The following is a 26,289-nucleotide window of genomic DNA, read 5'->3' as shown; positions in this document are numbered from 1 at the left end:
CCGCGGGTCTTCTCTTCCGGCCCCCCCCCCCCCCCCCCCCCCCCCCCCCCCCCCCCCCCCCCCCCCCCCCCCCCCCCCCCCCCCCGGGGGGGGGGCGGGGGGGGCCCCCCCCCCCCGCGCCGCTGCGATCTCGCCGGCTCCGCCACGCACTGCGGAGGTGACGTGGGCTTGGTAGTGATCCGAGCTGGGGCGGTGCGCTGGTCAGCTGTGCTCAGGGCGTTCGATGGACACCTTGGGCAGTTTCCGGGCCAGCCATGCGGGGAGCCACCAGGCCCGTTTGCCGAGCATCTGCATGACGGCGGGGACGATGAGGCATCGGATGACCACGGCGTCGAGCAGGATGGCGACGGCCAGGCCGAGTCCGAACTGCTGGAGCATGCGGTCGGAGCTGAGGACGAATGCCCCGAAGACGAACATCATGATGGCCGCGGCGGCGGTGATGACCTTGCCGGTGGAAGCGAGCCCTTCGCGTACGGATTGCGCGGGGTCCTTGGTGCGGGTCCATTCTTCGTGGATGCGGGAGATGAGGAAGACCTCGTAGTCCATGGAGAGCCCGAAGACGATCGCGAAGATCAGTGCGGGGATGAAGGCTTCGATGGGGCCCGGCTGTGCTCCGAACCAGCCGTGCTGGAACACCAGGGTGATCACGCCGAGCGCGGCGGAGATGGACAGCAGGTTCAGGATGGCTGCCTTGACGGGGATCCAGATGGACCGGAAGACCAGCAGGAGCAGCAGCGAGGAGACGCCGACGACGACGGCGACGAACAGGGGCAGCCGGTTGGCGAGTGTCTCGGAGACGTCCTGGGAGGCGGCGGTGGCACCGCCGACCAACACCTCCGCGCCGGTGGTGTGCTCCAGGGGCGGGGCGACGTCCTCGCGCAGGTGGTGCACGAGGTCCACGGTCCCTTCGTCCTGCGGTGAGGTCTTCGGGTAGACGAAGACGGTGGACAGGGCGCCGTCCTCGGAGGGCAGCGCAGGGCTGGCCTCGGCGACGCCGTCGGTGGTGGCGAGCTTTGCCTGGACGATCTTGCCGGCTTCTTGATCACCTTTCACCAGGACGATGAGTGGACCGTTGAAGCCGGGTCCGAAGCCCTCGGCGAGCAGGTCGTACGCGTGCCGGGACGTGGTCCCCTCGGGGTCGTTGCCGGAGTCGGCGAAGCCCAGGCGCATGCCCAGGGCCGGTGCGGACAGGGCGAGGAGCGCGATCACGCCGGCCAGCAGGGTCGGGATCGGGCGTCGTTGTACGGCGCGTGCCATGGCGCGCCAGCGGTTGCCCTCGGTCCTGCCCTTCTCGGTGGCCTTGGCCTGCTGCTTGAGGACATGGCGCTGGATGCGCCTGCCGAACAGGGCGAGCAGCGCGGGGAGTAGCACCAGGGAGGCGGCCATGGTGATCAGGACGGTGATGGCCACCGCGAGGGCGATGCCCTGGAGGGAGCCGAGCCCGAGGGCGACCAGGCCGAGCAGGGCGACGATGACCGTGCAGCCGGCGAAGAAGACCGTGCGGCCGGCGGAGTCGAGGGCCTTTCGGCCGGCCTCCGCGGGCCGGACACCGGCCAGGAGTTCATGGCGGTAGCGGTAGAAGATCAGCAGTGCGTAGTCGACGCCGACCCCGAGGCCGACGAGCATCAGGATGGGCGGGGTGAAATCGGCGACGGTGAAGATGTGCGAGGCCAGGGCGATCAGGCCGATGGCGCCGCCCACCGCGAACAGCGCGGTGATCAGCGGCAGCGAGGCCGCCAGCAGCGAACCGAACAGCAGCACGAGGATGACCAAGGCGGCCACGATCCCGGCGAGTTCGGCGGTCGGTGCCTCCTTGTCCTGCGCGTTGCGCGCGGCCTCGCCGCCGATCTCGACTTGGAGGTGCTCGGTGGCGATGCTCCGCGCGGTGTCGATGATCTTTGCGACGTCCTCCTTGGGGACCTCCTCCGTCTTGCCGTCCAGCGTGACGGACGCGTAGGCGATCGTGCCGTCCTTGGACACCGCCGAGGCATCGGAGAACGGGCTGCGCACGTCGGCGACCCCCGCCATCCGCTTCACCTCGGCCAGCATCGACTCGACGCCGGCCTTGGCGCTCCGGACACCGGCGGCGTCCTTGAAGACGATCTCGACGCTGTCGCCCGCCTGGTCACTGCCGTGCTTCTTGAACAGGTCGGTGGCCGCCTGGGAATCGGTGCCCGGCAGGGTGAAGTCGTTCTTGTACGCCGAGCCGGCGGCGGTGGAGCCGAGCGTGATGGCGGCCACGACAGCCACCCAGAGCACGAGGGCGGCCCAGCGATGACGTTGCGCCCAGTCGGCCAGGGAACCGAACCGCCCGACGGGCGCGGACGTGTCGTTCTGTGGCGGGGGCGGGGCGAGGGACGCGGCCGAGCCGCGGGGGGAAGACATGATGCCTACCTCGAATTCGAGCGAGTGTTGCCTGGAGTCACCGCCACGCCCACGACCGCGCCGGCGAGTGCGGGCACGGCGAGCGCCAGACCGACGACCGCGCCACTGACCGTGATCGAGAACGATCCGACAGCGGTGACCAGCAGAATTCCGGCGGCGGTGCCCACGAGTGCGCCGACGACGGCAGCGGTGATCCGCGTGGGAGTACGGGACGACGACATGCCCTTGAGCCTGCTCGCGCACCCCGGGCGCGGGCGTCGGCCCACGGCCGACAGTCGGTCTGCACCAGCGGCGGGAGGCGTCGTCCGCGCCGTACACCAGCAGATGTACGCCCCGGCCGCCGCGTACTCCTCCGGCACGCACCCTCGACACAAATGCGGACACAAGGGTCTGGGTGCAGCCGCGCCGCAGGCAGAATGAAGCAATGCCGCGCCTCGATGTCACCCGCCTCCGCCTGCCCACAGGGCCACGTGCCGATCTGGCGCTCGCCGGGGTCGTACTGGTGCTGGCAGGGGTGGCCGAGGGGCAGCGGCTGGGTCCGGACTGGGACGCGACCACCTCGGTGATCGTCTCCTGGCTCCTGGCAGCGGCGGTGTGTGCGGCGCTGCCGCTGCGCCGCCGTCGCCCGGTGGCGGTGGGCTGGTTCACGGTGCTCGGCACGGGCGTCTACCACCTGCTGAGCACGGTCGACGGTCCGCTCGTCGTGATCCCGATCGCCGCGCTGTACGCGCTGGCGGCCCACGGGCGGATCCAGGCCGCGGTCGCCATGGCGGCCGTGATGGTCATCGGGGTGGGCGCGGGGGTTCTGGCCGGCACCGGTGATGTCAACGGCACGGCTGTGTTCATGCTGACCGGCTGGCTGGTCGCGGTGGTGGCTCTGGGCGGGATGCGCCACGGCCGGGTCGCCTACGCCGAGGAGGAGGCCAGGCTGCGCGCCACGCAGGAGCGACTGCGCATCGCCCGTGAAGTGCACGACGTAATCGGCCACAACATGTCGATGATCCACGTGCAGGCGTCCTCCGCCCTGCACCGGCTTCAGAAGGACCCCGGCCAGGCACAGGAAGCGCTGACCGCCATCAAGCAGGGCAGCAAGGAGGGCCTGAAGGAACTGCGCGCCACCCTCGGTGTACTGCGTCAGGTCGACGAAGAGGCCCCCACCACACCCTCACCAGGGCTGTCCAGGATCGACGAGCTGGTCTCCTCGGCCGCCCGGGCCGGCCTGGACGTGCGCATCGAGCAGAGCGGGACCGGTTCACCGCTGCCGGCGGCGGTCGACCTGGCCGCCTACCGCATCGTGCAGGAATCCCTGACCAACGCCGTCAGGCACAGCGGCGCCCGGCACGTCGTCGTCCGGTTCCACCACGGTGACCGGGCACTGACGCTCAGCGTCCAGGACGACGGGGAAGGTGCGCCCCCGGCAGGGCACGGAGTCGGCAGCGGGATCGCGGGCATGAGGGAACGGGCGCGCGCATTGGGCGGAACGTTGAACGCCGGGCCCGGCAGCGCGGGCGGGTTCGTCGTCCGGACCCGGCTACCGTTCTCAGACCACCACGAGCCGATCGGCGGAGCAGTTGATGATCAGGATCCTGCTGGCGGATGACCAGCGCCTCGTGCGCGCGGGGATCCGCGGCATCCTCGACGACGAGGACGACCTGCACGTGGTCGCCGAGGCCGCCGACGGGCACGCCGCGCTCGCCGCCTGCCGCGAGCTGCGGCCCGACGTGGTGCTGATGGACATCCGCATGCCCGGCATGGACGGTCTCGAAGCCGCTCGCCGCATCGCCGCCGACGAGCAACTGGCGTCGGTGAAGGTGGTCATGCTGACGACCTTCGACCTCGACGAGTACGTGTACGGGGCCCTGCGCGCCGGCGCCACCGGCTTCCTCGTCAAGGACACCGAACCGGCGGAACTCCTGCACGCGGTGCGCGTCGCCGTGCGAGGCGACGCGCTCATCAGCCCCTCTATCACCCGCCGGCTCATTGCCGAATTCGCCAACCGCCCGGACAGCACCCCCAAGCCCGACAACCGCCTCGATGCCCTGACCAGCCGCGAACGTGAAGTCATGCAGCTGATCGCCGCCGGATGCACCAACGACGAAATCGCCGCACAACTGGTGGTCTCCCCGCTGACCGCGAAGACCCATGTCAGCCGCATCATGGCCAAACTCGGCGCCCGCGACAGATCCCAAGTCGTGGTCATGGCCTACGAATACCGCATGGTCAGCCCCGGTTGGCTCACGGACTGAATCCCCGGCTACCGCCGGCATCTGGCACCATGCCAGCCGCACAGGCGCCACCTGTCGCAGGTCCGCCGCTCGTCTCGCACGGCCCTGCCGGCGGGTTCGCATGCGAGTGTGAGACTGACCGCCCGGGCCGCGGCGTGAGACGCCGATCGCAGCCGCAGGTCACAGCGTCGGCGCAGGAAGCAAGCGGCGAAAACCTACAACGCGTGTGGGATCTCGAATCGCGCTGCACAGTCTCACAGCCCGCCTCATATCCGCTGCACATGTGCAGCGCGCGTGAGACTGTGCAGGTCAACTGTCCCGTCTCACGAGACCTCGCCTCTGTCTCGTTCCGGGGACAAGGTCAGGCGTCCGCCACGTACACGGGTTCCAGCACGAAGACGGGGATCACACGGTCAGTCGTTTCCTGGTATTCGGCGTAGGGCGGATACGCGGCGACCGCGCGCTCCCACCACTGGGCTTTCTTGTCCCCGGTGATCTCGCGGGCCGTCATGTCCTGGCGTATTGAGCCGTCCTGGAGCTCCACGTGGGGGTTGGCCTTGACGTTGAAGTACCAGACCGGGTGACGCGGGAAGCCGGCCTTCGAGGCCACGGCCGCGTACTGCCCCGCGTGCTCCACGCGCATCAGCGGGATCTTGCGGATCTTGCCGCTCTTCGCGCCGCGCGTCGTGAGAATGACGACGGGTAGGCCCGTGTCCCACAGCGTCGCGCCCTGCGTGCCGCCCGAACTCTCATAGAGCTCGACCTGTTCGCGCACCCACTGCGCCGGGCTCGGCTCGTACTCGCCCTCAAGAGGCATCGCGGTCGCCCTGTCGTCGCTTACGGATTGTCTTGCGCAGTTCAGCACAAGCCTCGCGCGGAGACGAGACCGCCGTTCCCGCTCTGCCGACAAGTTCAAGTGAGACAGCAAGGTTCCGGTGTCTCACCCGACTGTGTCTCTCCGCAGGCCAGGGCGTCGCCCGGCGGCAAGATCGATTGGGACGGGCCATCAGCGGCCTGCCGGTTCGGCGTCCTCTCTGTTGTTCCGTCTCAGCCGATCTGATCCCTGTCTCAAATGATCTGGCCCGATTCGCTCGTCGTCTCAGATGATCTGTTCCCGTTGGTGCTGCTGTCGTGGGGGCGGCAAGCGATCGTCTTTATCACGGCCTATAACCGGGGCGACATCACTCCATCGACTCCAGAATGCGGTCGAGTGTCCGGCGCCCCATTCTGCTCATCGTCGGATTACTCTCGACGTAGTACCAGACAACACCCATCGCCTGTTCGAACACCCATGCCTTGCCGCGCTCCCACTCCAGATCGTCACAGTCCAGTGTCCGCCGGAGCACTTCCCGCGGACCTGGCTGCAAAAGGTGCCAGGCACTGACCAGATCCAGCGCGGGGTCGGCCGGGCCGAAGCCGCCGGTGTCGAGTACGCCGCTGAGCCGGTCTCCCGCGACCAGTACATTGCCGGGGATCAAGTCACGATGGCTCATCACGTCGGCACCCGTGCGTGGCAACTCCCGAAGGTGGCTCCACACCTGGCGCAGCCGGGGCACGTCGAGCAGCTCCTTACTCTCCTCGAAGCACTTCGCCATCCAATCGTCGTGGTGAGCGAGAACGCCGCCACGACCCTCGCCGCTGAAGAGCCGCCCCCGCGTCTCGGCCTCCCGGAGGGCTGCGATGAAGGCCGCAAGGTCCTCGGCAAAAGCGTCCGACCCACTCGGGTCGGCATCCGAGGCGACCGTTCCCGGCAGCCATGTCTGGACCGACCACGGCATGGGGTAACCCGCTCCAGGCTTTCCCAAGGCGACGGGTTCCGGGGCGGGGAACCGAGACACCTGCGCCAGCTCCGCGCTCGCCTGGGCTTCCTGTTTCAGAAACGCCAGCGCCTCGGCGGCATCGGCCAGACGCAGTGGGAAACGCGCCGAGAGGTCGTTCCCGATGCGGAAGATGGCGTTGACCGTCCCGGTCGACGGCAGGAGTCGGATCGCCTTGCCGCTCCACTGAGGGAACTGTTCCTGGATCAAAGTCGCAACGGTTTCGGTGGTCACGTCCACTTGGTCATCGTGCATGGTCATCTCTCGCATGCTCTTCCACTAGTCCAACTCGAAACGCCGGAAGCAGACCAGATCAACTGAGACGACAGCCAGTATTCATACGCCAGGGTCCAGATCAACTGAGGTTGTCGGCCACCCAGGTGTCTCAACCGTTCTGGTCGCCCCAGGTCACAGCCGCGGCTTCGGACCAGATCACTTGAGACGGGACACTGTTCTCCCCGGGGAAATGCAGCGGGAGTTGAGACAGATCTCGGTGAAGCAGCGTGCGACAGCCGGAGAAGCCGCAGGTCGCGGGGCCTTCGTATGAAGCGGAGCGCGAGATCCTACATCAGGTGTCTAGGATCCGCGACTTCGTTAGCAATGAAGGCGGCTCATCAGCAGCGGATGAGCAAATCCGCGATCCCGTTGACAATGGCTATGTCCAGTAGCGGTCTCCTCGGGTGGGGTCCACCACCTCTCGGTCTGACGTCAGATACGTCTGTGAGTACGTCCGTTGTCAGTGCGGTGCGCTTCACTGTCCGCCATGGAGCTCACGCACGCGACCGTCAACGACCTGCTGGCCCGACTCGGCCCGGGGAACGGCTACATGTACCTGCCCGGCGACCTGGACCCGCAGGACCTGATCGACCTGCTCGCCGGCGTTTACGGCGCGCCGCGCACCCTCGTCCTCGACGGCTTCACCGATCCGACGGTCGACGAGTCCAAAGGCGCGGCTCTCCTCGTCCCCCTCGAGGGCCGGGCCGTGACCATACGGGCGTGGGTGTACGGGGATCAGTGGGTCGCCACGGGTAGGGCGCGGGACCCAGAGGGGATCGAGCGGCCGGTGCTGGTGGTCGCTCACCGGGAGGTGCCCAAACCCTTGGCGGTCGCTCCGGACGAGGACGTCGACTGGGTGGAGCGGCTCATACGGATCACCGGCTGGACACACCCCGCACAGCGGCCGGACGTGGACTGGGCGGAGGTGGAGTCACGTCTGGGCACCGCACTGCCGAGCGACTACAAGGGCATGGTCGAGACGTTCGGCGAGGGCGCCTTCGACGGAATCCTGGACCTGATCTCATCCAGGTCCGGCTGGTCAGCGCCACGCATGGACACACCGTATCCAGGACGGAGCGAACGTTGCCTGACGCGGCACCAGCGCCAGCCGCGCAGCCGCATCCGACCAGCACCGTACGCCCGAATTCAACGCAGCGTAGTCAACACCAAGTCAGCACGGGAGGGGTGAAGACGGGTGATGACGTGGGCTTTCAGTCAGCACCGAACCAGCACGGGAGCCAGCACGCCACCGTCAAAACACCCCTAACGGTGCATCACAGGCACCACTCATTACGCCCCCCTATCCGAGCGGCCGAAGCGCGCCTTGGCAAGCCGACATGGTGGGAGCACGCATAGCCCACCCCAGAAGTATGGTGCTCCACCACATGTGCGCCTGACCTGCGTCTTTCTACCGTGTGCCCACACGTACCCGTCCCCACCGCACACGAGGAAGTGGCGCACATGGCCTCCGCAGCATCCGCTCCCCCAACGCCCGGCAACCTCAAGCGCATCGTCGCCGCCAGCCTCATCGGCACCACCATCGAGTGGTACGACTTCTTCCTGTACGGGTCTGCCGCCGCGCTCGTTTTCAACCAGCTGTTCTTCCCCGAGTCCGACCCGCTCGTCGGCACGCTGCTCTCGTTCCTGACGTACGCGGTCGGCTTCGCCGCCAGGCCGCTGGGTGCCCTGGTCTTCGGGCACTACGGCGACCGGCTCGGGCGCAAGAAGCTGCTGGTACTGAGCCTGCTGCTGATGGGCGGGGCGACCTTCGCGATCGGGCTGCTGCCCACCCACGCGACGATCGGCACGGCGGCGCCGGTGCTGCTCACCGTGCTGCGTCTCGTGCAGGGTTTCGCGCTCGGCGGTGAGTGGGGCGGCGCCGTTCTGCTCGTGTCGGAGCACGGGGATGCGCGACGGCGCGGCTTCTGGGCCTCGTGGCCGCAGACCGGGGCGCCGGCCGGGCAGCTTCTGGCGACCGGTGTGCTGTCCCTGCTGACCGCTCTGCTCTCCGACAGCGCCTTCGTCAGCTGGGGTTGGCGCATTCCGTTCCTGCTCTCCGGTGTGCTGGTGATCGTCGGCCTGTGGATCCGGCTGTCCGTCGACGAGTCGCCCGTGTTCAAGCAGGCTCTGGCACAGGCCGAGGCACGCAAGGCGGACAGCACCGCCGCCGCCGAGAAGCTCCCGCTGGTCGCGGTGCTGCGCCACCACTGGCGTGACGTCCTGGTGGCGATGGGTGCGCGGATGGCCGAGAACATCAGCTACTACGTCATCACCGCGTTCATCCTCGTCTACGCCACCACCTCCGCCGGGGTCTCCAAGCAGACGGCGCTCAACGCGGTGCTCATCGCGTCCGCCGTGCACTTCGCGGTCATCCCGCTGTGGGGCGCGCTGTCGGACCGGATCGGCCGCCGTCCCGTCTATCTGCTGGGTGCGGTCGGCGTCGGTCTGTGGATGTTCCCGTTCTTCTCGCTCATCGACACCGGCGGCTTCGGCAACCTGATCCTCGCCGTCACCGTGGGTCTGGTGATGCACGGTGCGATGTACGCGCCGCAGGCCGCGTTCTTCTCCGAGATGTTCGCGACCCGGATGCGCTACTCCGGTGCCTCCATCGGCGCCCAGTTCGCCTCGGTCGCGGCCGGTGCGCCCGCCCCGCTGATCGCCACCGCGCTGCTGTCCAGCTACGACAGCTCGACGCCCATCTCCCTGTACGTGATCGCCGCGGCGCTCCTGACCGTCGTCGCCGTGGCGGCGGCGAAGGAGACCCGCAACCGGGACCTGGCCGACGTCGAATCCGTTGGCGGGACGGAGTCCACGGCCGACCGGACACCGGACGCACACCGGGTCTGATCCAGCCGGCCACGACCCCCGTACGCCCGTGCGTACGGGGGTCACTGGCGTGTCGGGGCGGCCGCCAGACAGTGCAGGCGCAGGGCGAGCTGGATCTCCAGGGCCCGGGCGGGACTCTGCCAGTCGTCCCCCAGCAGGCGGCCGACCCGCTCCAGGCGCTGGGCGACCGTGTTGACATGGACGTGCAGTTCGTCCTTGGTGCGGGCGGGGCTCATCCCGCAGGCGAAGTACGCGTCGAGGGTGCGCACCAACTCGGTGCCGCGGCGTTCGTCGTAGGCGACGACCTGGCCGATGGTGCGGGTCACGAAGCCCGCGATGTCCCGGTCGCCGGCCAGCAGCAGCCCCAGGAAGCCGAAGTCCTCGGCGGCGGCACCGTCCCCGGCGCGGCCGAGAAGACGCAGGGCGTCGAGGCAGCGGCGGCCCTCCTCATAGGCGGCGGGGACGGTGTCCGGGCGGGCGGTGAGGTCCTCGACCGGTGCGGACGCGCCGACCGTGACCGCCTCGTGGACGGCGGTGCCCAGGTGCCGGGCGGTGCGGCGGGCCAGGTCGGTGGCCGTGTCGCCGGGGTCGAGGGGCAGCAGCAGGACGGTGCCGCCGTCGCGTGCGGCGGCCAGTCCGTGCCGCGTGGCGACGAGGTGGGACGCGGCGGACCACAGGCGTCGACGGGCGTCCGCCTCCTGGTCGGCGTCGGCCGCCTGGCCGTCGATGCGCGCCGCGAGCACGACATGGGTGGCGTCGAGGTCGGCATGCAGCCGCGCGGCACGTTCCCGCAGCAGGCGCGGGTCACGGTCGCGGGCGTCGAGCAGGTCGTCCAGGAGTTCGCCGCGGACACGCTGTTCGGCTTCGGCGGCGGACCGTCGGGCGAGCAGCAGCAGCGACGTCACCATCGCGGCCCGCTCCAGGGTGCGCAGGTCGACGGGGTCGAGCCCGGGCTGTCCGCGCAGCACGAGCGCGCCGAGCAGTTCACCGCCCGCGGCGACCGCGGCGATCCAGTCGTCCTCGTGCCGTACCGCATGTCCTTCCGTACGGAAGGCCTCCAGGGCCTGCGCCGGTGCGGCGGTGGCGTCGGTGAACTCGACCGTGCCGCCGAGTACCTCGGAGACGGCGGCGGCCACGTCGTGGACTCCGCCTCCGCGCAGCACCAGTTCGGCGAGCCGGTCGTGCACGTCGGAAGCGCGTTCGATGACGGCGCTGCGGTCCCGGATGATCTCGTTGGCACGCTCCAGGCCGGCGAGGGCCGAGCGGGTCTCGGTGAGCAGGTTGGCGGTGTCGATGGCGGCCGCGGCCAGCGCCGCGAAGGAGCCGAGCAGCGCGATCTGCGCCCGCTCGAAGACCCGCGCGCGCCGGTCCGCCGCGAAGAGCACCCCGATCACATGGTGCCCGAGCATGAGGGGGACCCCGAGAATGGCCACCAGCCCCTCGTCCCGCACGCCCGCGTCGATGGTGGCGGTGTGCTGGAAGCGGTCGTCCTTGAAGTAGTCGTCGGTGACATACGGGCGGGCAGTCTGGGCGACGAGGCCGCCGAGCCCTTCGCCCATCCCGAGCCGCAGCTGCTGGAAGCGGGCCGCGACCGAGCCCTCGGTCACCCGCATGTAGGTGTCGCCGCGGGCGGGGTCGTTCAGGCTGAGGTAGGCGACGTCGGTGCCGAGCAGCGACCGGGCACGCTGCACGATCGCTTGGAGCACGGCGTCCAGATCGCGCAGTCCGGCCAGGTCGTGGGCGGTCTCGAAGAGCGCCGACAGCTCGGCCTCCCGGCGGCGGCGCCCCTCCAGCTCCGACCGCACGCGCAGCGCGAGCAGCTTGGCGTGTTCGAGCGCCGCGAGCCGGTCGGCCGGCCGACCCTCGGTGCGGGCGCGCAGCAGCGGCTCCTCGAAGGCGTCGGCGGACGCACCGCGGGCCAGCAGCTCCAGGAACGGCGCCTCGGCGCTGCTCTCGGGCGCTGCGGCGGAGCCACTCGCCGACGCCGTGGAACTGTTCGGGGGCGGGTCGGCGTCGGCACGCTCGGCGGAGTGCACGTGATCGCGGGACATGCTCACAGGATTCCTCATTGCCCGGGCGCCCCGTCAGCCCTGTGGAAAACTCCGGGCGCGCGGGGCGCCGGATCGCTCAGTGCGCGGTCCAGCCGCCGTCGAGGACGAGTGAGGTCCCGGTCATGAAGGACGCCTGCGGGCTGCACAGGTAGGCGACCGCCTCGGCGACCTCCTCCGGTTCGATGAGCCGTTTGAGTGCGCTGTCCTGCAGCAGCACCTCGGACAGGACCCGGTCCTCGGGCAGACCGTGCGCCCGGCCCTGGTCCGCGAGTTGTTTCTCGACCAGGGGAGTGCGCACATAGGCGGGGTTCACACAGTTGGAGGTGACGCCGTGGGGTGCGCCTTCCAGGGCGGCGGTCTTGGACAGCCCCTCCAGGCCGTGCTTTGCGGCCACGTAGGCCGCCTTGTAGGCCGAGGCACGCAGTCCGTGGACGGAGGAGATGTTCACGATGCGGCCCCAGCCCTGCCCGTACATGTGGGGCAGGGCACCGCGGATGAGCCGGAACGGCGCCTCGAGCATCACGGTGAGCACGGTGTGGAACACGTCGGGCGGGAACTCCTCGATGGGCCGGACCAGTTGCAGCCCGGCGTTGTTGACGAGGACGTCGGTGCCCGCGGCGGCCTGTTCGGCTGCGTCCAGGTCGGTGAGGTCGAGGACGTGCGGTTCGACGCTGCCCAGCAGGCCCGCCGCCTGCCCGGCGAGCGACTCCAGACCCGCGTCGTCCCGGTCGACCGCTCTGACCTTGGCCCCGGCGGCCGCAAGCCGCAGCACACAGGCGCGGCCGATGCCACCGGCGGCTCCGGTGACCAGGGCCGTGCGGCCGCCGAGATCGAGCGAGGGGGCGTGGGGGCCGGGGAGGCTGTTGGGCAGGCTCATGGCTCGACCCTAGGCAGTTCGCGCACCCCGCCCCATGTGGTCAAAGCCCATACTTCATTCGAAACTCGTGGAGTCGAACCATGTGGGTTGGTCCGACAGGGCCTGCTTGATCCTCAGCTGCCCGAACTCGTTGAGCTGCGGCAGGGCGTCGATGTCGAACCAGCCGACGTCCAACGACTCGTCGTCGTTGACCCGCGCTTCGCCGCCGACGGCACGGCAGCGGAACGTGATGTCCATGTACTGGCACGTGTCGCCGTTGGTGTAGGTGACGGGCTTCAGCGCCTGCACCAGCACCAGCCGCTCGGGCACACAGTGCACGGCAGTCTCCTCGTGGACCTCCCGCACAGCGCAGGCCGCGGGCTGCTCCCCCGGCTCCGGGATGCCGCCGATCAGCGACCACATGCCGGTGTCGGAGCGGCGGCCCAGCAGCACTCTGCCGTCGTCGTCGAAGACGACGGCGGTGACGCCGGGGAGCCACAACAGCTGATGCCCGGCGGAAGCCCGCAGACTGCGGATGAAGTCAGGAGTAGCCATGCGCCGACCCTAACGGGAAGATCCACCAGCCCCAGGGCGCTTCCCGGGCGTACGGCTACACGTCATCCGCGCGCCGCCCACGCACACCGGCGGCGACGGCCCAGCCCAGGCCGCCCGCCGCGACGAGCACCAGGGCGATCTCCGGCAGGATGCCGAGCCGGGTGGCGGGCGTCTGGGAGGAGCGCAGCGGCACCTCCTGGACCAGCGAGTCCGCGACGAACATCCCCGTCTTCTGCGTGATCGTTCCGTCCGGCAGGATGATCGCGCTGACGCCGCTGGTGACCGGCACCGTGACGGTGCGGCTGTGCTCGACGGCGCGGATGCGCGACATGGCGAGCTGCTGGTAGGTCATCTCACTGCGGTCGAAGGTGGCGTTGTTGCTCGGCACGGAGATCATCTGCGCGCCGTCGGTGACGGTGTCGCGCACGGCCCAGTCGAAGGCCGCCTCGTAGCAGGTGGCGAGGCCGACCCTGACGCCGTCCAGTGTGAAGACGCCCGGCTCGCTGCCGCGGCTGAAGTCCTGGCGGACCATGCTGGTCCAGTTCTTGTTGATCGCGTCCAGCAGCGAGCGCAGCGGGAGGTACTCCCCGAACGGCTGGATCTGCCGTTTGTCGTAGGTGTCGACCGGTCCCTTGTCCGGGTCCCACAGGATCTGCTCGTTGAGGAGCTTGCCGTCGCGCTCGACGACACCGCCGACCGAGATGGGCGCGCCGATCGCCTTGGCGGCGCTGTCGATGACAGCGTACGCATCGGGGTTGGCGAAGGGGTCGATGTCGGAGGAGTTCTCCGGCCAGAGCACGAAGTCGGGCCGTGCCACCTTGCCCGCCTCGACCTCGGCGGCCAGGCGTTCGGTCTCGCGGGCGTGATAGTCGAGCACCGCCCGCCGCTGGGAGTTGAAGTCGAGCCCCGCGCGGGGCACGTTGCCCTGGATCACGGCGACGGTCGCGGTGCCGTCCTCGGCCCGGTCGCTGACCAGCGGCCGGGCGGCGAGCGCGCCCACCACTGGCACGGCCACGCCGAGCAGCGCGACGGCCGCGGCTCCCCGTCGTACCGCGCCCGTGCGCCTGCCCTCCGCCACCAGGCGGACGATGTCGCACAGGCCGAAACCGCACAGGACGACCGCAAAGCCGAGTACCGGAGTGCCGCCGACCGCGGCGAGCGGCAGGAAGACGCCGTCCGCCTGCCCGAAGGCGATCTTGCCCCAGGGGAAGCCGTGGAACGGCACGCGCGCGCGTGCCGCCTCACCGGCGATCCACACCGCGGCCGCCCACACCGGCCAACCGGGCAGCCTCGACACCGCTGCGACACCGACGCCGACCAGGGCGACGAAGACTGCCTCGATCGCGGCCAGGGCGAGCCAGGGGCCCGGGCCGACCTCCACGCCGGTCCACACCAGCAGCGGCAGCAGGAAGCCGAGTCCGAAGAGGTAGCCGAGGCCGAGCGCCGCCTTCCAGTTCCGGCCGCGCAGCACCCAGCCGAGGACGGCGAAGGCCGACAGGGCCAGCCACCACAGGGTGCGGGGCGGGAAACTGACGTAGAGCAGCACTCCGGAGAGCGCTGCGGCGGCGGCCGGGACGAGGCGGCGCAGCAGGCGCGCGCCGCGCGACTCGGGCGCGGTCCGCGGTTGTACGCCGTCCGACTCGTCCACGGAGGTTGCGGTGACGGTCACTCCGGGAGTGTACGGCGGCCGACTTCGAAGCCGAGAACGCGGTGGCCCGGCCTACGACGGCCTCCTCCTGAACCATTGCCGCATCGTTCCTGCACAACTCGGTACCAGTCATCCACAAACCGCCCATCAGCCGTTACCGTGTGCCCGGGCCCCGGGTCGTGAGACGGGACGGCTGGGGCCCGTCAGGTCGGGGGCGGCCGGGTTCGGGGGGACGTGTGGGGTCCACGGGGATGGCGTCTGTGGCCGGTCCGGATGCGGACGGCGGTAGACGGAACGTTTCTGACGCGGTGGGCATGGTCGTGCTGGGGGCCTGCGCCGGCTGGTCGCTGATCACGGCAGCCGTGCACGACGGCCGCCCGGAAGGCGTGCTCCTCGCCGTACTGGCCGTCGCCGCCGGTTATGCCGCGGGACGCATCTGCGGGGCGCTCGCGCCGGTCGCCGCTCCCTGCGCCGGGGCACTGGCCGGACTCGGACTGACCCTCACCGTTCCGCATCTCGCCCCGGGGCCACAGCCCGGCGCGCCCCTCGGCAACGCGGGCGCCACCGCCGCGCTGCTGGCCCTGTCCGCCGGCGCCGCCTGCTGCGCCGCCTGGTCCACCGCCGTACCGGCGATGCGGCTGGCCCTGCGGCTGCTGGCCGCCGGGATCGCGCTGACCGCGGCCGCGCTCGGTTCGGTCATCGGCGTCGTGGCGTGTTCGGCGGTGTTGCTGTGCTCCCTCGCGGCGGGCCGGATGAACCACCGCGGCCTCGGCATCGCCGGCCTGGCCCTGGCGGCGGCGCTGGTGACCGCCGGGAGCTGGGCGGTCGCCGCACACGTGCTCCCCGAAGGACTCGCCACATCCGTGGAGGGCCCGCTGACCCGGCACCGGGTCGAGCTGTGGCAGGACGCGCTGGCCATGGCCCGTGGGGACGCCCTGGGGGTCGGCCCAGGGCGCTTCGGAGAACTCAGCCCCACCGTCGTCGGGTCGCCGCTGTCCGACGGCAAACCGCATTCCGCGCCCCTGCAGCAGGCCGCCGAACAGGGAGTCGTCGGAGTGGTTCTGCTGGCGGCGGCGTTCTGCTGGGTGCTGTACGCCCTGTGGCGCACCGCGCGGCCCACGCCGGTCGTCCTCACCGCCGGCGCGGCGCTGACGGCACTCGCGGCCATCGCCGCGGTCGGCAACGCGCTGAGCTTCACCGCGGTGTCGGCCGGGGCAGGGCTGCTCGCGGGCCTGGCCACGGCACGCCCGCTGGCCGAGGAGTCGCCACGCCGGGAGAGCGTCGCGCAGGGAGACCGTCCGGCGCCGTGACTCAGTGGGCCGTGCCGGGTGTGCCGGCCCGCAGGCGCGACTTGATGACCCGTACGGCCGCCTCCGCATTGTCCACGGTGATCGTGAACGTGTGGCCGTCCCAGAGCCGCAGCACCACGCCCTCCCCGCACCGTACGACGACCGCCGTGCCCTTCTCGGGGCGCCAGCGATAGCCCCAGCCGCCCCACTGGCGAGGAGTGACGTGCGGGGCGAACTCGGCGCCGACCACCTGTGACAGGGGGATGCGGCGGCGCGGCACGCCGATGTGGCCGCACCGCACTTCGAGGGACTCCTCGTCGACCTTCAGCGCGACGTGCACGAACGCGAGGGTGCCGAACAACACCAGCAGTCCGGCCGCGATGCAGCCGACGACGGCCATGACGAGCGGGGCGATGATGCCGTCGGTCCACGTGGAGTCGACGGCGAGCTCGATACCCAGTGCCAGGCAGGCGGCGCCGCCCAGCGCCAGCAGCCACTGGACCCGGTTGGTGGCCCGACCGGTCCAGACGTCGGGGTGCGAGCCGTGCTCGCCGCGGGGGTGGTCCCTCATGGTTTCGAGGTTACTCAGGTTTCGCTGCGCGGGGAGGGTGTTGCGCAGAGTGACTGGCCGGCGGACGGCCCGGCGGACCGAGGGATTCCGGTCAGTGACCGTGGGTCACCGGACGGGGCTGACCGCCGACAGGAGCCGACCTTCCGCGTAGGCCAGGGCGGATGCGGGCAGCGGGCCCTCACGACCGCTCAGCAGCACCGTCACAGTGCCGCCGGGCTCGGCCACGGGATCGGGGCGCGACCCGATCCGGCGCAGGGCCTGAGCGGCCACGGCCCCCGCGGAACCGTGCAGGACGAGGGCCGGGGCGCCGGGGCGCTGCACGGCGGCACGGATGCGCTCGGCGACCAGCTCGTAGTGGGTGCAGCCCAGGACGACGGTGGTGACCTCGGCCGGGGTCAGCTCGGCGGCCGCGGCGACGGTGGCGTCGATGGCGGCCTCGTCCGCGCGCTCGACCGCTTCCGCGAGTCCCCAGCACGGCACTTCGGCGACCTCCACCCCGTCGGCGAAGTCCCGGATGAGTCCGCGCTGGTAGGGGCTGCCGGTGGTGGCGGGCGTGGCCCAGATCGCGACGGGGCCTCCGCCGGCCGCGGCCGGTTTGATCGCCGGAACCGTCCCGATGACCGGCAGCGCCGGTTCGAGGCGGGCACGCAGGGCGGTCAGGGCGTGCACGGTGGCGGTGTTGCAGCCGACGATGAGGGCGTCGGGCCGGTGCGCGGCGGCCGCCTCGGCGACGGCCAGGGCGCGCTCGGTGAGGTCTTCCGGGGTGCGCGGTCCCCAGGGCATGCCCTCGGGGTCCAGGGAGAGTACGAGATCGGCGTCGGGGCGCAGGCGCCGTACCGCGGCGGTGGCCGCCAGCAGGCCGATTCCGGAGTCCATGAGCGCGATCTTCACCCGGCCACGATAGACGATGGGCCCCTCCGGGCCGATCGGGTGGGGCAGACTGCGCGGGTGAGCGCCATCGCGTGGACTGCTGCCGGATCACTCGTCGCCTGGCTGTGGCTGCTGCTCGGTCAGGGCTTCTTCTGGCGTACGGATGTCCGGCTGCCGCCCCGGACCGAACCCGCCGTGTGGCCGGACGTCTGTGTCGTCGTACCGGCGCGCGACGAGGCGGAGGTGCTGCCCGCCAGTCTGCCGTCGCTGCTCGCGCAGGACTATCCGGGGCGGGCGGAGGTCATCCTGGTGGACGACGGCAGCACGGACGGCACCGGTGAGCTGGCCCGCGCACTGGCCCGACGGCACGGCGGGCTGCCGCTGACCGTGGACTCGCCGGGCGAGCCGCCCGCGGGCTGGACCGGCAAGCTGTGGGCGGTGCGGCACGGTATCGGCCTGGCACGCGCGCGTGGCCCCGAGTACCTGCTGCTGACGGACGCCGACATCGCCCACGCACCGGACAGTCTGCGGGTGCTGGTCGCGGCGGCCCGCACCGGAGGCTTCGACGTCGTCTCGCAGATGGCCCGGCTGCGGGTGGAGAGCCGGTGGGAACGGCTCGTGGTGCCGGCCTTCGTCTACTTCTTCGCGCAGCTGTACCCCTTCCGCCGGATCGGCAGGAAGGGCGCACGGACCTCCGCAGCGGCCGGCGGCTGCGTGTTGTTGCGCACCGAGGCCGCCGAGCGGGCGCGCATCCCGGACGCCATCCGGCACGCCGTCATCGACGACGTGGCGCTTGCGCGGGCCGTCCGGAGCATCGGCGGCCACCTGTGGCTGGGGCTCGCCGAACGGGTGGACAGCGTGCGCTCCTATCCGCGCCTGCACGATCTGTGGCGGATGGTCGCGCGCAGTGCCTACGCCCAGCTGCGGCACAGTCCGCTGCTGCTGGCCGGGACCGTGGCGGGACTGGCGGTGGTGTATCTGGTGCCGCCTGTGGCGCTGGTCGTCGGTGCAGCCGGCGGGGGTACGGCTGCGGCGGTGCTGGGCGGCTCGGCCTGGCTGGTGATGACGGGCACGTACGTCCCGATGCTCCGCTATTACCGCCAGCCGCTGTGGCTCGCTCCCCTGTTGCCGTTCACCGCGTTCGTGTACCTCCTCATGACGGTCGACTCCGCGGTGCAGCACTACAGGGGGCGCGGTGCGGCCTGGAAGGGCCGCACCTACGCCCGTCCCGGCGCCGTCCCCGACGAGGGGTGAGCGCCGATGTCCGGCGGGCTCACTTCCGGCCCGGGGTCCAGTTCATGCCCCACCCATAGGCGTAGTCGACGGTCCGCTGCGGGCTGACGCCGCGCTCCGGCACCAGATAGCGGGCCTCGCGCTGGACGACCAGGTCCTGGCCGGTGTTGGTGATGAGCGCGAGGGCGCACACCGGGGACGGGACGGTGCACTCGTCCAGGGAGAAGTCGATCGGGGCGCCGTGCTGCGGCTGCAGGGTGACCGTGGCATGCAGGTCGGCGAAGGAGCGGGCGCCTTCGTAGATGGTGACGAAGACGAGGATGCGCCGGAACTTGTGCTTGTGGTCGAGGTTGACGGTGAGGTTCTCACCGCTCGCCACGGCTCCGGTGCGGTCGTCGCCGTCGAGGTGGATGTACGGCGGCTGGTGCAGCGCGCCGAAGGCGTTGCCGAGGGCCTGGACGACGCCCTTGCTGCCGTCGGTGAGTTCGTACAGGGCACACAGGTCGAGGTCCAGGTCGGAGTGCATCGCGACCGCCCGGCCGCGCTTGCCGCCCCACCCTGAGAACTGTTTGCGCACCTGCCAGTTGAGGTTCACGCGCATGGCACCCGACGTTCCGCCCTGCTTGGTCAGCGACACGGACGGGGCTGCCTTGGTGAGCGTGACCTTGGTGAGCTGGACCGGCGGCGCGGGTGGAGCGGCCGGCGGCGAGGCCGGCACGGTGACGGGCGGCGCGGACGGCGCAGGCCTGGGCGCGGTGGCCGGCGGCGCGGTGGATGCCGTGTGCTGCGGCTCGTCCACGGTGATCCCGAAGTCCGTGGCCAGGCCCTCCAGGCCGCTGCTGTAGCCCTGTCCCACCGCACGGAACTTCCAGGCACCCTGGCGGCGGTAGAACTCGCCGAGCACGAAGGCCGTTTCGACCGTGGCTCCCTCGCTGTCGAACCGCGCCACCACCGTCCCCCGAGCGGCGTCCTTGACCTCGATGTACAGGCCGGGCACCTGACCGAACGCGCCGCCGTCCGCGGAGGCGGCGACCACCACGGTCTCGATCGCGGGCTCCACGCGCGCGAGGTCGACGTGGAGGGTGTCGGTCACCCCTCCGCCGGCCTCCCGCTTGCCCTCGTGCCGGAGCGCTCCGGAGGTGTGCTGCGGCTGGTTGTAGAACACGAAGTCCGCGTCGGAGCGCACCTTGCCACCGGCCAGCAGCAGGGCCGAGGCGTCGGTGTCGGGCACGCCCGGTCCGGAACGCCACCCGAGTTCCACCCGCAGTGCCGTCGTCGGCACCGGAACATTCGATCCCTTCGGCATTGACATGTCCGCCCCCATCACGTGTCACCGCGCCAAGGTCGCACCCCGGCAGCCATCGATTTTCTCTATGCGCCACAACCTATTGCCACCGACGACGAACGCCCATGCGCGCGTACGGAAAGACGAGTGGTCAACCGCCGGTAACCCCCTGGGAACTGAGCCTTTACACGATCCGAGCGCCGCTCGGTGCCCCTTTTTCCCAAGTTCGCTCGCATTGGGGATCCCACGTCACCGCGGACACGGAAAACAACCCTCTTATCGGTCTCCCCAACCAGCACATCGTGGGCTTAACTTATGTGCCATGACCTCCCCCCGCTCCACCTATGGCGGCGGCTACTACTCCGCCTCCTTCCCGGACACCCCGATCTACGACTCGCTCGTGGCCGAGCGGGGCACCCCGCAGATCGCCCCGATCCGGGTCCCCGCCGCGTACGACACGCCGGGCAGCCACCTGCCCGCCCTCCCGTCGGCGCTGCCCGCCCTGCCGGCGGCCCCGTCCCAGCCCGCCTATGGCTACCCGCAGGCGCCGCAGCCCACGCCGCTGCAGCAGGCGCCCACGGCGTACATCCCGCAACAGGCCGCCGCGCCGCGCGGGTACCCCGGCCCGCAGCACCAGCAGCCGCGCCCCGCGGCGCCCGGCGGCACGGGTTACGAGGCGATGCGCCCCGCGGCCCCCCGGCCCGCCCCGGCTCAGCACCAGGACCCGTACAACAACCAGCAGTACCGCGGCTACTGAGCCCACCCCCGGGCTGTCGGTGTCGCCTGGCACGATGGCCCCATGGGGAACGCGGTGCTGCAGTCGATTCATGTCCATCCGGTCAAGGCGTTCCGGGGTCTTGCGCCCCGGCAGGCCGTCGTGGAGCCCTGGGGGCTGGCCGGAGACCGACGCTGGGTGCTGATCGACGACGGGGGAAAGGTCGTCACGCAACGCCAGCAACCGCGCCTCGCGCTGGCCGCCGCCGAGCTCGTGCCCGGCGGCATCCGGCTGTCCGCACCCGGACTGGACCCACTGACCGTGGCCGTCCCCGAGCCGGTCGGCACGCTCACGCTGCAGATCTTCCGCGACAAGGTGGAGGGCGTCCTCGCCGACGCCGCGGCGCACGCCTGGTGCAGTGAGTTCGTCGGTGCCGACGTCCGCCTCGTCCACATGGACGACCCCGCCGTACGCCGGCCCGTCGATCCGGACTACGCGCTGCCCGGCGAGACGGTCACGTTCGCCGACGGCTACCCGCTGCTCCTCACCTCTGCAGCCTCCCTCGACGCCCTCAACTCGCTGATCGCGCAGAACGGACTCGCCGACGAGGGCCCGCTGCCGATGAACCGGTTCCGGCCGAACGTGGTCGTCGCGGGCGCCGCGCCCTGGGCCGAGGACGCCTGGCGGCGCATCGCCATCGGCGAGGTGACCTTCCGCGTCGCCAAGATGTGCGGGCGGTGCGTCGTCACCACGACCGACCAGTCCACCGCCGAGCGCGGCCGGGAGCCCCTGCACACCCTCGTACGGCACCGCCGCATCGGCGGCAAGCTGGTCTTCGGACAGAACCTCGTACCTCAGTCCGTGGGCACGATCAGGGTCGGGGACCCGGTCCGGATCATCGAATGAGTGACAGTCGCCGGGAACCGCGGCCGTGCGGGAACCCCGGGGCGGAACCTGCGCGTTGAGCCATCGTGAGAAGTTCATGAGACACCTCGGGCACAGGTGATTTCGCTCTCTCTTCGACCGGGCCCGCGGGTGAACGGCTCCATCGGGGGTTATCACGGAGCGGGAAGGGGGTGCGGGACGTGCGAGCTATCGGCGGGCTCTGGCGCTGGCGGCACAATCCGCTGCGCCGCACGACCGATCTGGTCGAGGCCTGGGTGGCCCTGGGCGCCCTGCTGGCCATCCTCCTCGTCGCACCCGTGATCGGCTCCCTCGTCGGCTCCGTCGCGCAGGACTCCATGCAGCGGTCCGTCCGGGAGCAGCGCCAGTCCCGTCATCTCGTGACGGCCACCGTCGTCCGCGAGTTGGAGCGCTCCCCCCTGGACCTCGACGCCGAGACCGCCTCGCGGGAGACCCGCACCCGCGTGCTCGCGCACTGGACCGCACCGGACGGCACCGACCACCGGGCACCGGTCATGACGCACCTCGGCACCCCCGAGCCCGGCGAACACTTCACGATATGGACCGACGGGCACGGCCGTACCGCGGCCCGCCCGCTGGACCCGGCCACGGCGACGACACACGCCGTCCTCGCCGGGTTCGGCGCGGCCGTGCTCACCGCGGGCCTCGTCGAGGGTGCCAGACGGATGATCGTCTGGCACATGGTCCGTCGCCGGTACGCCCGTTGGGACCAGGCCTGGGACCGGGCGGGCCCGGACTGGGGCAGGACCGGCACCGGCAGCTGACGGCCTTCCGGCTCCGGTCAACCCACCGTCCGTGCGCACGCTACGGTGGACCGGCCGAACTTCGGCATCAACCCGCGTGCGAGCGAGCCGTAGGGGCTGTGACGCCTCGCAGGCGAACGAGCCATCAGTACGACCGAGGTGGGGGCACAGCAACGCCATGGCACAGGGCACGGTCCAGGTGACGCACACCGGTACATCGCGGTGGCGGCGCCGCACGGGTGAGTACGCATCGCTCGCCGCCGCCCTGGAGGCCGCGGCCGACGGTGACGTGCTCACCATCGCCCCCGGGACCTACCGGGAGAACCTCGTCGTGCAGCGGGCGGTGACCCTGCGCGGACCCGAGGGCTCGCCCGGCTCCGTGCGCATCGCACCCGTCGACGGGGTGCCGCTGACCGTGCGCGCCTCGGCGGTGGTGCAGGACCTGCACGTGGAGGGGCAGGACGCGGCCGCGCCCGCGCTGCTCGTCGAAAAGGGCACGCCGCAGCTGACCGACGTGCGGGTCGTCACCCGGTCCGCCGCCGGGATCGAGGTGCGCGGCAGCGCGCGCCCGACCGTGCGGCGGTGCACCGTCGACAATCCGGCGGGCATCGGCATCGCCGTCGTCGACGGCGGGGGCGGGGTGTTCGAGGACTGCGAGGTCGTCGCGGCCGGACAGGCCGGCGTTGCGGTGCGCGGCGGCGCCCGTCCGCGCCTGGAGCGCTGCCGGGTGCACCACGCCTCGGGTTCGGGTCTGACCGCGACCGGTGAGAACTCCGGGCTGGAGGCGGTGGGTTGCGAGGTGTACGAGGTCCGTGGCAGCGGCGTGCAGATCACCGGCCGGGCCACCGCACACCTCACCGACTGCGATGTGCACCGCACCACTGCGGACGGCGTCACCCTCGACACCGACGCCGTGCTCACCCTCGCCGACTGCCGAATCCACGACATCCCCGAGAACGCGGTCGACCTGCGCTCCCGCTCCGTCCTCACGATGGCCCGCACCAGCGTGCGGCAGTTCGGCCGCAACGGCCTGTCGGTGTGGGACCCGGGCACACGCGTCGACGCCAACCAGTGCGAGATCTTCGACAGCACGGGCGACTACCCGGCCGTGTGGGTCAGCGACGGTGCGACGGTGGTGCTCGACTCCTGCCGGGTGCACGACGTGCCGGACGCGCTGTTCGTGCTCGACCGCGGCTCCCGTGCGGACGTCGTCGACAGCGACCTGTCCCAGGTGCGCAACACGGCGGTGTCCGTCAGCGACGGAGCGACGGCACAGCTCGACGACTGCCGCATCAAGGACGCCGCGACCGGCGCATGGTTCCGTGACCACGGCAGCGGCGGCACCCTCAGCAACTGCACGATGGCCGGCACCCAGACCGGCGTGATCGTGACCAAGGGCGCCGACCCCACCATCGAGCGGTGCACGGTCGACTCCCCCGCGGAAGCGGGCTTCTATGTGTCGGCGGGCGGCCGCGGCAGCTTCCTGAACTGCCGGGTGCGGGGCAGCGGTGGCTACGGCTTCCATGTGATCGACGGGTGCCGTACGACGCTCAGGAAGTGCCGTACGGAGCGCTGCGCACGCGGGGGTTACGAGTTCGCGGACCCCGGTCCCGACGCGGGGTCCGGTGCGGGACCGGTCGTGGAGGACTGCACCAGCGACGAGAGCGCGAGCCTGCGCACGCCCGCTCCCCCGGAACCCGTCGTCCAGACGGCGAGTGGGTCGACGTCCCTGCTCGGCGCGATCCCCGGGCAGCGCACCACCGAGCAGGAGCCGCTCGTGGCGGCCACGCAGCCGGAGCAGTCGGCCCGGACCTCGAAGGCCGTGCTCGGTGAACTCGACGCGCTGGTGGGCCTGGAGAGCGTCAAGCGCGAGGTGCGGGCCCTCACCGACATGATCGAGGTGGGCCGGCGCCGGCAGCAAGCGGGACTCAAGGCGGCGTCGGTCAAGCGGCACCTGGTCTTCACGGGTTCCCCCGGCACCGGCAAGACCACGGTCGCGCGGCTGTACGGCGAGATCCTCGCCTCGCTCGGCGTCCTGGACAAGGGCCATCTGGTCGAGGTGTCCCGCGTGGACCTGGTGGGCGAGCACATCGGCTCCACCGCCATCCGCACGCAGGAGGCGTTCGAACGGGCCCGTGGCGGCGTGCTGTTCATCGACGAGGCGTACGCGCTGTCGCCGGAGGACGCGGGCCGTGACTTCGGCAAGGAGGCCATCGACACGCTCGTGAAGCTGATGGAGGACCACCGGGACGCGGTGGTGGTGATCGTCGCGGGCTACACGGCCGAGATGGAACGGTTCCTGTCCGTCAACCCCGGTGTGGCATCCCGTTTCTCACGCACCATCACCTTCAGCGACTACGCCCCCGACGAGCTGCTGCGGATCGTGGAGCAACAGGCGGACGAGCATGAGTACCGGCTGGCGCCGGGTGCGGCGGAGGCCGTCCTGAAGTACTTCACCGCGATCCCGAAGGGCCCCGCCTTCGGCAACGGCCGCACCGCCCGGCAGACCTTCGAGGCGATGGTGGAGCGCCACGCGAGCCGGGTCGCCCAGCTCGACGAACCGAGCACGGACGACCTGACCCTGCTGTACGCGGAGGATCTGCCGGAACTGCTTTGACTGCTCCCCCTCTTGAATCCTCCCCTCCCTGAAGGGGAGGAGATTCCTGGCTCAGGCCGCCGCCTGGGCCAGCGGCCCGGGAGGTCTTACGCCCTCGGCACCAGCCGGGTTGAGACCAGCCCGGACGAGCATCACGCGGGCGGAGTTCTTGTCCCTGGGGGACACAGCTCCGCATGCGGTGCAGGTGTAGGTACGTTCCGACAGCGGAAGTGCGTGCTTCGTTCTCGCTCCGCACGACGCGCAGTCCATCGTGGTGTGCGCGGGGTGCACCAGGCGGACGTCCCGCCCGTGCTTGCGGCCCATCTCGATCAGGGCCTTCTTCGTGGCGCCGATCGCGGCGTCGGCCGCCTTGCGGGCCATCGACGTCCTGGCGAGGAACTTCGGGCGGAAGTCCTCCACGGCGAGGGCGTCGTGGTCGGTCACGACACGCTTGGCCCACTTGCGGCCGGTGTCCTGCCGCTGCCGGGCGATCTTCTGGTACGTCTTCGCCCGCAGCTTCTTCGCTTCGCGGTAGCCCCTGGAGGCCGCCTGCCCCTTGGCGGGCTTGCGGCGAGCCATCATCCGGTCGTAGCGCAACAGCTTCGCCCGGGCCTTCTTCCCGTGCTCGGCGTGCGGGAGGTCGTGGGCGTCCGAGGTGGTAGTCGCGGTCTCCTTCACGCCCCAGTCGATCCCGATCACGCGGCCGGTCTCCGGCAGCGGCTGCACCTCGGCGGGCACGACGAACGAGCAGTACCAGCGTCCCAGGACGTCCTGGTACACCCGCACGCTGGACGGGTCGGCGGGCAGGTCCCGCGACCACACCACCGTCACCGCGACGCCCCCGGCTAGGTGCAGACGGCCATCCCTGAGGCGGAACCCGCGCCGGGTGTAGTTCAGCGTCGGCAGCGCCTCACGCTTGGTCTTCCACGTCGGCATCCCGGCCCGGCGTGCCATGGGCAGGCGTTCCTTGATGTCCTTCAACGCCTTCGCGCGGGACGTGCCGAAGTCCCGGATGAGCTGCTGCTGCGGCACCGACGAGCCCTCGGCCAGCCACGGCGTGATGGCGCGGGCCTCGGTCAGCATCTTGTCCAGGATCGCGGGGCCGCACTTCTCGTTCTCGGCGTGGGCCTTCTTCGACCGGGCCACGCACTCGTTCCAGATCCAACGGCACCGGTCCCACTCCGCCAGGAGGGCGGTGCGGGCGGTCGACGACACGCGAAGCCGGTACGCGTACCGGGCATGCCCGCCCTCCTTCACCACCGACACGCCATCACCCCCCTCCCACGCCCCGGCCGACCACCCCGGCTTCCGCGAGGAGACCGTACGTACGACATGCGCACACCCGTACCCTCATCACGACACAGTCACCACAACCGGCGAACACGGGCACGCTCGTTCGCTTTTTCGGCTCCACCGGCGGCCTT

General features: G+C 71.1%; 22 protein-coding genes. 10 read left to right on the top strand and 12 right to left on the bottom strand.

All coding sequences use genetic code 11. The features are described from left to right. Positions 1–201: 201 nt before the first annotated feature. Positions 202–2,385: an MMPL family transporter gene (locus tag ACFVJQ_RS09555; RefSeq protein WP_385782235.1), complete on the bottom strand. Its 2,184-nt coding sequence runs from the start codon at positions 2,383–2,385 to the stop codon at positions 202–204. 5 nt (positions 2,386–2,390) lie between these two features. Then, positions 2,391–2,606 (bottom strand): hypothetical protein, encoded by a 216-nt coding sequence (locus ACFVJQ_RS09550; protein WP_385508768.1) that lies wholly within the window; start codon positions 2,604–2,606, stop codon positions 2,391–2,393. 203 nt (positions 2,607–2,809) lie between these two features. Here ACFVJQ_RS09550 and ACFVJQ_RS09545 point away from each other — a divergent pair, with 203 nt between their 5' ends. Beyond that, entirely contained in the window at positions 2,810–3,985 is a 1,176-nt protein-coding gene (locus ACFVJQ_RS09545) for a sensor histidine kinase (protein ID WP_385782232.1), read from the top strand. Continuing rightward, positions 3,960–4,631, top strand: a complete 672-nt coding sequence (locus tag ACFVJQ_RS09540; RefSeq protein WP_385508770.1) for a response regulator — start codon at positions 3,960–3,962, stop codon at positions 4,629–4,631. The genes ACFVJQ_RS09545 and ACFVJQ_RS09540 overlap by 26 nt, the downstream gene beginning before the upstream one ends. A 340-nt stretch (positions 4,632–4,971) precedes the next feature. Here ACFVJQ_RS09540 and ACFVJQ_RS09535 read toward each other — a convergent pair whose 3' ends face one another. Then, positions 4,972–5,427, bottom strand: coding sequence for a nitroreductase family deazaflavin-dependent oxidoreductase (locus ACFVJQ_RS09535; protein WP_385508771.1), 456 nt, complete (start codon positions 5,425–5,427; stop codon positions 4,972–4,974). A gap of 364 nt (positions 5,428–5,791) precedes the next feature. Continuing rightward, on the bottom strand, positions 5,792–6,688 hold the full coding sequence (locus tag ACFVJQ_RS09530; protein ID WP_385782229.1) for an aminoglycoside phosphotransferase family protein: 897 nt from the start codon (positions 6,686–6,688) through the stop codon (positions 5,792–5,794). Between the two features lie 502 nt (positions 6,689–7,190). Here ACFVJQ_RS09530 and ACFVJQ_RS09525 point away from each other — a divergent pair. Both ACFVJQ_RS09525 and ACFVJQ_RS09520 read left to right on the top strand, forming a co-directional pair. Then, positions 7,191–7,892 (top strand): hypothetical protein, encoded by a 702-nt coding sequence (locus ACFVJQ_RS09525; protein ID WP_385782226.1) that lies wholly within the window; start codon positions 7,191–7,193, stop codon positions 7,890–7,892. A 272-nt stretch (positions 7,893–8,164) separates the two neighbouring features. Beyond that, a complete protein-coding gene (locus ACFVJQ_RS09520) occupies positions 8,165–9,550 on the top strand; it encodes an MFS transporter (protein ID WP_385508776.1) in 1,386 nt (461 codons plus the stop codon). A gap of 41 nt (positions 9,551–9,591) precedes the next feature. Here ACFVJQ_RS09520 and ACFVJQ_RS09515 read toward each other — a convergent pair whose 3' ends face one another. The 4 genes from ACFVJQ_RS09515 to lnt form a co-directional block, all read right to left on the bottom strand. Further along, complete coding sequence (locus ACFVJQ_RS09515) at positions 9,592–11,580, bottom strand: helix-turn-helix domain-containing protein (RefSeq protein ID WP_385782223.1); 1,989 nt, start codon at positions 11,578–11,580, stop codon at positions 9,592–9,594. A 76-nt stretch (positions 11,581–11,656) separates the two neighbouring features. Next, a complete protein-coding gene (locus tag ACFVJQ_RS09510) occupies positions 11,657–12,457 on the bottom strand; it encodes a 3-hydroxybutyrate dehydrogenase (RefSeq protein ID WP_385508778.1) in 801 nt (266 codons plus the stop codon). A gap of 54 nt (positions 12,458–12,511) precedes the next feature. After that, positions 12,512–12,991: an NUDIX domain-containing protein gene (locus ACFVJQ_RS09505; protein ID WP_385508779.1), complete on the bottom strand. Its 480-nt coding sequence runs from the start codon at positions 12,989–12,991 to the stop codon at positions 12,512–12,514. Between the two features lie 55 nt (positions 12,992–13,046). Next, a complete protein-coding gene (gene lnt, locus ACFVJQ_RS09500; RefSeq protein ID WP_385782220.1) occupies positions 13,047–14,660 on the bottom strand; it encodes an apolipoprotein N-acyltransferase in 1,614 nt (537 codons plus the stop codon). Between the two features lie 293 nt (positions 14,661–14,953). Here lnt and ACFVJQ_RS09495 point away from each other — a divergent pair, with 293 nt between their 5' ends. Beyond that, entirely contained in the window at positions 14,954–15,949 is a 996-nt protein-coding gene (locus tag ACFVJQ_RS09495) for an O-antigen ligase family protein (protein ID WP_385508781.1), read from the top strand. A 1-nt stretch (position 15,950) separates the two neighbouring features. On the opposite strand, the gene ACFVJQ_RS09490 is transcribed toward ACFVJQ_RS09495, so the two are convergent. Further along, the gene (locus tag ACFVJQ_RS09490; protein ID WP_385508782.1) at positions 15,951–16,499 is read right to left on the bottom strand and encodes a hypothetical protein; all 549 of its coding nucleotides are present in this window, start codon (positions 16,497–16,499) and stop codon (positions 15,951–15,953) included. Between the two features lie 105 nt (positions 16,500–16,604). Beyond that, entirely contained in the window at positions 16,605–17,390 is a 786-nt protein-coding gene (locus tag ACFVJQ_RS09485; protein ID WP_385508783.1) for a glutamate racemase, read from the bottom strand. Between the two features lie 57 nt (positions 17,391–17,447). On the opposite strand from ACFVJQ_RS09485, the gene ACFVJQ_RS09480 reads away from it, so the two are divergent. After that, positions 17,448–18,623, top strand: a complete 1,176-nt coding sequence (locus ACFVJQ_RS09480; protein ID WP_385782217.1) for a glycosyltransferase — start codon at positions 17,448–17,450, stop codon at positions 18,621–18,623. Between the two features lie 19 nt (positions 18,624–18,642). On the opposite strand, the gene ACFVJQ_RS09475 is transcribed toward ACFVJQ_RS09480, so the two are convergent. After that, on the bottom strand, positions 18,643–19,908 hold the full coding sequence (locus ACFVJQ_RS09475; protein ID WP_385509072.1) for a TerD family protein: 1,266 nt from the start codon (positions 19,906–19,908) through the stop codon (positions 18,643–18,645). A 301-nt stretch (positions 19,909–20,209) separates the two neighbouring features. On the opposite strand from ACFVJQ_RS09475, the gene ACFVJQ_RS09470 reads away from it, so the two are divergent. From ACFVJQ_RS09470 to ACFVJQ_RS09455, 4 genes are all read left to right on the top strand, one after another. Next, the gene (locus tag ACFVJQ_RS09470; protein ID WP_385782215.1) at positions 20,210–20,644 is read left to right on the top strand and encodes a DUF6643 family protein; all 435 of its coding nucleotides are present in this window, start codon (positions 20,210–20,212) and stop codon (positions 20,642–20,644) included. A 42-nt stretch (positions 20,645–20,686) separates the two neighbouring features. Continuing rightward, a complete protein-coding gene (locus tag ACFVJQ_RS09465; RefSeq protein WP_385508786.1) occupies positions 20,687–21,508 on the top strand; it encodes an MOSC domain-containing protein in 822 nt (273 codons plus the stop codon). Positions 21,509–21,687: 179 nt separating this feature from the next. Further along, positions 21,688–22,290, top strand: a complete 603-nt coding sequence (locus ACFVJQ_RS09460; protein ID WP_385508787.1) for a hypothetical protein — start codon at positions 21,688–21,690, stop codon at positions 22,288–22,290. A gap of 157 nt (positions 22,291–22,447) precedes the next feature. Then, entirely contained in the window at positions 22,448–24,886 is a 2,439-nt protein-coding gene (locus ACFVJQ_RS09455) for a right-handed parallel beta-helix repeat-containing protein (RefSeq protein ID WP_385782211.1), read from the top strand. Between the two features lie 51 nt (positions 24,887–24,937). Here ACFVJQ_RS09455 and ACFVJQ_RS09450 read toward each other — a convergent pair whose 3' ends face one another. Next, on the bottom strand, positions 24,938–26,125 hold the full coding sequence (locus ACFVJQ_RS09450) for an RNA-guided endonuclease InsQ/TnpB family protein (RefSeq protein WP_385782252.1): 1,188 nt from the start codon (positions 26,123–26,125) through the stop codon (positions 24,938–24,940). Between the last annotated feature and the right edge of the window lie 164 nt (positions 26,126–26,289).

Origin of the sequence: Streptomyces sp. NPDC127197, assembly GCF_042672405.1 — a bacterium.
GTDB lineage: Bacteria > Actinomycetota > Actinomycetes > Streptomycetales > Streptomycetaceae > Streptomyces > Streptomyces flavusporus.
Note: the sequence above shows the minus strand (reverse complement) of the source record. Positions and strands in the feature narration are given on the sequence as shown.

Excerpts from the sequence above, each read along its gene's own strand:
- ACFVJQ_RS09545 (WP_385782232.1), top strand. The coding sequence starts at position 2,810 with ATGCCGCGCCTCGATGTCACCCGCCTCCGCCTGCCCACAGGGCCACGT.
- ACFVJQ_RS09490 (WP_385508782.1), bottom strand. The coding sequence starts at position 16,499 with ATGAGGGACCACCCCCGCGGCGAGCACGGCTCGCACCCCGACGTCTGG.
- ACFVJQ_RS09515 (WP_385782223.1), bottom strand. The coding sequence starts at position 11,580 with ATGTCCCGCGATCACGTGCACTCCGCCGAGCGTGCCGACGCCGACCCG.
- ACFVJQ_RS09465 (WP_385508786.1), top strand. The coding sequence starts at position 20,687 with ATGGGGAACGCGGTGCTGCAGTCGATTCATGTCCATCCGGTCAAGGCG.
- ACFVJQ_RS09475 (WP_385509072.1), bottom strand. The coding sequence starts at position 19,908 with ATGCCGAAGGGATCGAATGTTCCGGTGCCGACGACGGCACTGCGGGTG.
- ACFVJQ_RS09470 (WP_385782215.1), top strand. The coding sequence starts at position 20,210 with ATGACCTCCCCCCGCTCCACCTATGGCGGCGGCTACTACTCCGCCTCC.
- ACFVJQ_RS09525 (WP_385782226.1), top strand. The coding sequence starts at position 7,191 with ATGGAGCTCACGCACGCGACCGTCAACGACCTGCTGGCCCGACTCGGC.
- ACFVJQ_RS09550 (WP_385508768.1), bottom strand. The coding sequence starts at position 2,606 with ATGTCGTCGTCCCGTACTCCCACGCGGATCACCGCTGCCGTCGTCGGC.
- ACFVJQ_RS09505 (WP_385508779.1), bottom strand. The coding sequence starts at position 12,991 with ATGGCTACTCCTGACTTCATCCGCAGTCTGCGGGCTTCCGCCGGGCAT.
- ACFVJQ_RS09535 (WP_385508771.1), bottom strand. The coding sequence starts at position 5,427 with ATGCCTCTTGAGGGCGAGTACGAGCCGAGCCCGGCGCAGTGGGTGCGC.
- ACFVJQ_RS09530 (WP_385782229.1), bottom strand. The coding sequence starts at position 6,688 with ATGACCATGCACGATGACCAAGTGGACGTGACCACCGAAACCGTTGCG.
- ACFVJQ_RS09520 (WP_385508776.1), top strand. The coding sequence starts at position 8,165 with ATGGCCTCCGCAGCATCCGCTCCCCCAACGCCCGGCAACCTCAAGCGC.
- ACFVJQ_RS09510 (WP_385508778.1), bottom strand. The coding sequence starts at position 12,457 with ATGAGCCTGCCCAACAGCCTCCCCGGCCCCCACGCCCCCTCGCTCGAT.
- ACFVJQ_RS09555 (WP_385782235.1), bottom strand. The coding sequence starts at position 2,385 with ATGTCTTCCCCCCGCGGCTCGGCCGCGTCCCTCGCCCCGCCCCCGCCA.
- ACFVJQ_RS09495 (WP_385508781.1), top strand. The coding sequence starts at position 14,954 with ATGGTCGTGCTGGGGGCCTGCGCCGGCTGGTCGCTGATCACGGCAGCC.
- ACFVJQ_RS09540 (WP_385508770.1), top strand. The coding sequence starts at position 3,960 with ATGATCAGGATCCTGCTGGCGGATGACCAGCGCCTCGTGCGCGCGGGG.
- ACFVJQ_RS09455 (WP_385782211.1), top strand. The coding sequence starts at position 22,448 with ATGGCACAGGGCACGGTCCAGGTGACGCACACCGGTACATCGCGGTGG.